We start from the raw sequence: 6,660 nt of genomic DNA on the forward strand, positions 1-6,660 counted from the left end.
CGGCGGACCCTCGGGCGCTGCCGCTGCTGGCGGCGCTCGCGGCGCCGCTGGGCGCGCTGTCGGGGCCGCCGCAGTGCGCGGTGAGCCGCCGGATCGAGGCCAGGGCGGACCTGCACGCACTCGAACTGACCGGGGACGTCGAGCAGTTCGTGGCCATGCAGCGCAGACTGGCCGTGGCGAACGTCTCCGATGTCGACCCGCCGAGGGCGCTTGAGCTACTGTTCGCCACTCACCCGAGCGCGACCAGCCGGATCGCCGCCGCCCGCGCCTGGCAGGCCGCACCGGAGCAGCGGTCGCCGGAGCGGCGCGCAACCCCGGGCAAGTCCGTTGTATAGTGCAACAAATATCGAGGAGATAGGAACGCCGTGCCCGGCCGTCAGTCGTCCATCGAGACCATCCAGCGCGAGCTGACCGCCTTCGCCCGCCGCGCCCGGCACAAGGCCTCCCAGCTGCACCCCGACCTGTCCCTGGTCACCTACAGCATCCTCGACCTGATCACCGAGCGCGGCGGCTGCCGGGCCGCCGACGTGGCCGCGTACTTCATGCTCGACAAGTCCACCGTCAGCCGTCAGGTCACCGCCCTGGAGAAGCTCGGCCTGCTGGCCCGCGAGACCGACCCGGACGACCAGCGCGGCCAGATCCTGCGCGCCACCGAGGCCGGGCTCACCCTGCTGCGGGACGCCAACGAGCAGCGACGGCTCTCCTTCACCGCGCGCTTCACCGACTGGTCGGACGAGGACGTCGCCCGCTTCGCCGACTACCTGGCCCGCTACGGCCAGGAGGGCTGACGGCGGCCCGCAGAACAGCCCGGCGCAGCGCCTCCGGGTGCGCTCCGCCACCTTCACGGTGTACAGAGGAGGAGTGCCCCTCCGGCAGCGTCCCGATGCGCCGCACCCACCGCCCGCGCCGCGTCCCCCCGACCGCCGCCGCGCCTGGCGACCGGACCGCCGGGTGCTGACGGCGCTCACGCTCGCGCTGATCGTGCTGATCACCGTGGTCGACATCCTCTCCCCGCCGGATGTCCACCTCGGCCCGCTGCTGATCGTCGCCCCAGCCCTCACCGCCTCCTTCGCCGGCCCCCGGGCCACCGCCGCCGTCGCCGCGCTCGCGTTCGCCGCCCTGAGCGTCATCGGCGCCATCCGCGAAAATCTGACCAGCACCAACATCGAGACCCAGCTGTGCGCACAACTGGTCGTCTCGGTGCTGATCGTCGGCCTGCGGGTGCTGCGCGAGCGGCACGAGCGCGAGCTGGCCCGGGTGCGCTCGGTGTCCGAGGCGGCCCAGCGGGTGCTGCTGCGCCCGCTGCCGGAACGGATCGGACCGCTGCACCTGGCCTCCGTCTACCTGGCCGCCGAGGCCGAGGCGCAGGTCGGCGGCGACCTGTACGCGGCAGCCCGCACCACCACCGGCACCCGGCTGCTGGTCGGCGACGTGCGTGGCAAGGGCCTGTCCTCGCTCGGCGACGCGGCCCTGCTGCTCGGCGCCTTCCGGGCCGCCGCCCACCTGCACGCCGAGCTGCCCGACCTGGCGGCCTACCTGGATGGCAGCGTCAGCTGGGACCTCGCCCAGCTCGCCGAACAGTCCCGGTGGGACCGGCAGCACCGGCAGCACCGGCAGGCGCTGTCCGCGCTGCCCCGCCCCGCGCCGGAGGAGCTCCCCACGGAGAGCGGCGAGTCCGGCGAGTCCTTCATCACCGCGGTTCTGCTCGACATCCCCGACGACGGCTCCCCGGTCCGCCTGATCGACTGCGGCCACCCGCCCCCGCTGCTGCTGCTCCCCGACGGCATCACCACCCTCGCCGCCCCTCACCCCGCCCCGCCGCTGGGCCTCGGCGAACTCGCACCGGTGCGGTACGAGACGGAGACCTTCCGGCTCCGGCCCGGCGACCGGCTGCTGATCTACACCGACGGCGTGATCGAGGCCCGCGACGCCCAGCGGCGCTTCTACCCGCTCACCGAACGCGTCACCGCCTGGCGCGCCGAGCGCCCCGCCGCCCTGCTCCAGCACCTGCGCCGCGACCTGCTCGCCCACGTCGGCGGTCGGCTGGACGACGACGCGGCCATGGTCGTGGTCGAGCGGCTGCCGTGAGGGCGACGGACCGAACTCCGCGGCACACCGGCCCCCGCCCCTCGTCGCGAACCGAGCACACGACGGCCGAGACGGCAGCTGCGACATGTCGAAGCAGTTCGCGGTCATCGACGGCACCTGGGTCGACCCAGCCGCCCCGCCCGCCCCGGGCCGCGTCCTGTCGACGGGCGGCGTTCAGGCACGCTCGGGTCGGGCCGGTGGGCGGCGGCTGCGGGACGAAGGGCCTCGACGCAGGAGCGGGCCGGCGCGGCGGCGCCGCGGGACTCCAGGGCGTCGGTCAGCCACTGCGCGCCCACCCAGCCCTCCAGCCCTCCAGCCCTCCAGCTCCCCAGCTCCCCAGCTCCCCAGCTCCCCAGCTCCCCAGCTCCCCAGGGGACAGTCTGGCAACCCGGCCCGGGCCAGGGCGACGGCCCGGCGTTTGACCGACTGTCCCGAGCCGGCAGGAACGAAGGCGGCCGGCCCTAACGGATTGCTTTCTCATGACTTTCGGATGACTTTTCCCTTCCAATCCGTTCGTTAGCATGGCCGCACCCATGTCGACCAGAGTCGACATAGCCGGGTAGGGGGAACTGACCGTGAACCACATCCATGTCCAGACACACGCGTTGCGACAGTCGGCGAACGGCCTCACGGAGTCCGCCAAGACATTCGGACCCGTCGGGCACTGGCTCGACAACAGCCACACGGCCGCCGACACGATGTCGGCCTGGGACTCCGGTCCGGCGCTGAAGGACTGTGCCGACGCCTGGCAGGCCCACGTGAAGTCGGTCGTCGATCAACTTCACCTCTATTCGGCGCAGTTGCACGAATCGGCACACTCCTACGACCAGGCCGACCAGGAGTACGCCCGCCGTCTCGACGCGGCACTCGGCGACCTCTCGGGGACGGCGGCGGGACAGCAACCGTGACGATGACCATCGCAGCGCTCAAGGCCGCCAACAGCATCGACGTCGACGCCGCCGCCGGCTCCTGGCTCGCCCTGTCCAAGCAGGCGTGGCAGGCCGTCAACGACATCCACGCCAACGGTGTGGACCCGCTCAAGGAGAACTGGAAGGACAGGGTCGGCGAGGCCGCCGGCCGCAAGCTCCAGGAGCAGGCCCAGATCCTGGAGGCCGGCGCGGACATCATGCGCGGCGTCGTCATGGTCCTCGACGGGCTGAGCGCCAGCATCACCCGGGCGAAGCTCACCCTGAACTCCGCTCTGGACATGGCCAAGCAGTACGGCCTCACCGTCGACGAGACCACCGCCACGGTCCACGGCAGCGGCGGCGCGGCGCCCTCGAACGACAACGCTGTCCAGGAGGTCGACGCGATGCTCCAGGAGGCGCTGCGCGAGGCCTCCCAGGCCGACAAGCTGGCCTCCGCCGAGCTGCGAAAGCTCGCCGCAGCGACCTGCGAGACCGACCCGCGCAAGGCGTTGGACCAGCTTCAGCGCGAAGCCTCACAGACCGAACTGTCCATGTACACCGGGGACATCCCCAGCGGGCAGGACCCCCGGCTGGTCGCCGACTGGTGGAAGGCGCTGACCGACAACCAGCGCAAGCAGCTGATGCTCTCCGATCCCGTGACCCTCGCCAACCTCCCGGGCATCCCCGACGATGTGAAGGTGGGTCTGCGCGGTGGGCCCGACGCCAAGTACGACCGGGTGAAGACGGTGCAGTGGGCGCTGGAGCACTGGAACGACACCACCATCGACGTCTTCGACGACAACTGCACCAACTTCGCCTCCGAGGCGCTGCGCCAGGGTGGCGTGCACGCCAAGTGGGACCAGTGGTGGGGCTGGCGCGGGGACGACACCTGGGGGCGCAGCGACGATGCGGGCGGTGACTGGCTCGACCAGCGGCTCGACTATTCGAAGAGCTGGGCCGGGGCGCAGAACATGCACGACTTCATGATGCGCCACGGCGGTCAGGAGGTCTCGCCGGACGAGGTGAAGCCCGGGGACATCGTCTACTACGAGGAGGACTCCGACCAGGACTCCCAGGACAAGAAGGGTGTCGTCCACCACACTGCGGTGGTGACGGCGGTGACCCCGGACGGGGACATCCGCTACACCCAGCACAGCGGCGGCCAGCAGAACGCGAGTGTGGGCGGTCGGATCGACAGCTTCCAGGAGCAGCGCGGGCACCAGAAGCTTCACTTCGTCCGCGTGAACCCGGACTGGTACTAGGCGTATGAGTGAAGAACAGCGCTCCCCCCGGTGGCTCGGGGCGGGCGGCCCACTGCTGCTCGGCTGCCTCGGGTGGGCATGCGGTGTGCCGACGCTCGCCGCGGACGTCGACGTCCACAGGCTCGTGAGCCGCTGCCAGGACAGCCCCGGCGCCCCGGCCCACGTACTTCCGCTCGCCTGGGCGGGGCTGGTGTTGGGCGTCGTGGCGGTGTGCTGGGGCGGTTGGCAACTCGTCACCGCCGTTCGGCGCAGGACGTTCCGGATCGGCCTGGGGCACGCTCTGCTGTGCGTACTGCTGCCGGTGGCGGCGATCGGGGTGCCGTTCCAGTACGCCCTCGCGCAGACCGCCGCGCACGACACCGGGACGCAGCACAGCACCTGCTTCGGGCAGGGCCGGTTCACGGGCGCGGTCGATCCGGCCGTGGTGGGTCAGGCACGGCACACGGCCTGATCGCTGCCGGACGAGCCCGAGCCCGAGCCCGAGCCCAAGCCCGATCCCGATCCCGATCCCGAGGAGGGTGGCGGGCGCAACAACCGTCGCACGGAGGACGCCGGGGTGGCAGAGGCGGGCGAACATGCTGAGGCTCCTTTCCCTGGGCCGGACGGCCCCGCTCGTGGTGCCTCAACGATGGCCCCCACCGCTTCTCCCGCGCCTGTACCGAACGGCACAACCTGAGCGGCGACACAGCGGTGGCCCCCGACGCAGGGGGGGGGGGAACCCAGTGTGGGCGCCAGACCCCCCCGGGAGGGGTCAGGCCGGCACGCCAGCCAGGCCCCGTACGTACGGAGTCGTCGTGCTCAGCCAGGCGAAGCCGAGGCGCTGGAGGATGGGGCGGCTCTGGTCGCTCGCGTCGACCTGGAGGTACTGGTAGCCGAGCCCGGCCGCGAGGCGGGCACGGTGGGCGACGAGGGCGCGGTAGATGCCCCGGCCGCGCCAGTCGGGTGCGGTGCCGCCTCCCCAGAGCCCGGCGAACCCGGTGCCCGGGATCAGTTCCATCCGGGCGCCGCTGACCGGGCGGTCGCCGGCCATCGCGACGACCATGCTGACCGTCTCGGTGCCGTCGCGCAGGTGGTCGAGAATCCGCTCACGCAGAGCGGGTTTATCGGTGCCGAAGGCCTGTTTGTGGGCTTCCATCAGCAGGTCCACCCCGGCCGGGTCGGTCACCGCGAGCAGCCGGACGCCCTCGGGCAGGGCGGCTTCGGTGGGCAGGTCCGCGATCCGGGCGATCATCAGCGCCTCCTCCGGCTCCGGGGTGAAGCCGGCCGCCAGCAGTCGGGCGCCGAGGTCGGCGGGGAGGTCGTGGGAGTAGGCCTTCCACTCGAACTCCCTCCCGAGCTCGGCGAAGTGGTGCACCTGCGCGGCGATCGCCGCGTCCGCCCCGGCCTCGTCCAGGCCGGACCAGAGCACGCCGTTCCAGCCGTGCTCCGGGCCCACCTGCCGGACCACCGCGCCGTCGCGTTCGACGCGGCAGCCGGGGTCGGGCGGCGCGTTGCGCCGGAGCCGGTCGTCGAACAGGGCAAGCACCTCGTCATGGTTCATCCGCTCACTCCAACACGGCCCGGGAGCGCACGCCATCGAGTTTCCGCGCCACCGGCTGCGGGCGGCGCTCCTCGACCGGCCTGCGCTCCCCAACCGGCTTGCGTTCCCCGACCGGCTTGCCTTCCCCAGCCGGCGTACGGTCCCCGGCCGCCCCACGGCCCCCGACCGGTTTGCGGTCCGCCACCCGCAGTCGGCCGGAGCGGATCACCTCGCTCGGCGCCTCTGCCGCCACGATGGCGTCCAACAGGGCCAGGGCATCGGCGAGTTCGTCCATCCGGCGGGTGATCCGGGCGCGTTCCCTGGCCAGGCCGGCGAGCAGCTCGGGGCAGGTCGGGCCGGGAGGGCGCTGTCCCGGGAGCGGCAGGCCGTGGAGGATCTCGGCGATCACGGCGCTGTTGAGGCCGGCCGCGAGGAGGGTGCGGATGCCGCGGACGGTGTCCACGTCCGGCTCGCCGTACTCGCGGTAGCCGCTGGCGCGGCGCTCGGGGGTGAGCAGCCCCTGTTCCTCGTAGTACCGCAGGGCGCGCGGGGTGACGCCGGTGCGCCGGGCGAGTTCTCCGATCCGCATCGCGGACACCTCCTCGGTGGATCCTCCACCATGGCTCTCCGCCTTGACTCTGCCGTCGGCGTGAAGGTCTAGCGTAACGGCTGTGCCGAACGAACGATCTTCCTCAACCACCCCTGTCCGTACCGCCGTTGCCGTACTCGGCCTGGGCCCGATGGGTCGGGCGCTGGCCGGGGCGCTGCTGGCCGCCGGCCATCCGGTCGCCGTGTGGAACCGCACGCCGGGCCGGGACTCCGAACCGCTCGCCCTCGGTGCGCGGTCGGCCGCGAGCGCCGCCGAGGCGGTGGCGCTCGCCCC

At 72.6% G+C, this 6,660-nt stretch carries 8 protein-coding genes and 1 pseudogene; 7 read left to right on the top strand and 2 right to left on the bottom strand.

Annotated elements, in window-relative coordinates; all coding sequences use genetic code 11:
* From KS423_RS34615 to KS423_RS34640, 6 genes are all read left to right on the top strand, one after another.
* Positions 1-335, top strand: a 335-nt coding sequence (locus tag KS423_RS34615; RefSeq protein ID WP_224283719.1) for a M48 family metalloprotease, incomplete at its 5' end; no start/stop codon positions are given.
* A gap of 30 nt (positions 336-365) precedes the next feature.
* Positions 366-788: a MarR family winged helix-turn-helix transcriptional regulator gene (locus KS423_RS34620; protein WP_049651037.1), complete on the top strand. Its 423-nt coding sequence runs from the start codon at positions 366-368 to the stop codon at positions 786-788.
* 163 nt (positions 789-951) lie between these two features.
* Positions 952-2,088 carry a PP2C family protein-serine/threonine phosphatase gene (locus tag KS423_RS34625; RefSeq protein WP_224283720.1) on the top strand — a complete coding sequence of 379 codons (1,137 nt, stop codon included), beginning with the start codon at positions 952-954 and terminating at the stop codon, positions 2,086-2,088.
* 575 nt (positions 2,089-2,663) lie between these two features.
* Complete coding sequence (locus tag KS423_RS34630; RefSeq protein ID WP_224283721.1) at positions 2,664-2,996, top strand: type VII secretion target; 333 nt, start codon at positions 2,664-2,666, stop codon at positions 2,994-2,996.
* 2 nt (positions 2,997-2,998) lie between these two features.
* Entirely contained in the window at positions 2,999-4,258 is a 1,260-nt protein-coding gene (locus KS423_RS34635; protein ID WP_224283722.1) for an amidase domain-containing protein, read from the top strand.
* A gap of 4 nt (positions 4,259-4,262) precedes the next feature.
* A complete protein-coding gene (locus KS423_RS34640) occupies positions 4,263-4,709 on the top strand; it encodes a hypothetical protein (RefSeq protein ID WP_224283723.1) in 447 nt (148 codons plus the stop codon).
* A 300-nt stretch (positions 4,710-5,009) separates the two neighbouring features.
* Here the strand turns inward: KS423_RS34640 and KS423_RS34645 are convergent, their stop codons facing one another.
* Positions 5,010-5,798, bottom strand: coding sequence for a GNAT family N-acetyltransferase (locus tag KS423_RS34645; protein ID WP_224283724.1), 789 nt, complete (start codon positions 5,796-5,798; stop codon positions 5,010-5,012).
* 205 nt (positions 5,799-6,003) lie between these two features.
* Positions 6,004-6,366: pseudogene (locus tag KS423_RS34650) on the bottom strand (MerR family transcriptional regulator); the annotation flags it as partial.
* Between the two features lie 82 nt (positions 6,367-6,448).
* Here KS423_RS34650 and KS423_RS34655 point away from each other — a divergent pair.
* Positions 6,449-6,660: NAD(P)-binding domain-containing protein (locus KS423_RS34655; protein WP_224283725.1), on the top strand; the 212-nt coding region annotated here is incomplete at its 3' end.

This window comes from Streptomyces sp. LS1784, assembly GCF_020103755.1.
Taxonomy (GTDB): domain Bacteria; phylum Actinomycetota; class Actinomycetes; order Streptomycetales; family Streptomycetaceae; genus Kitasatospora.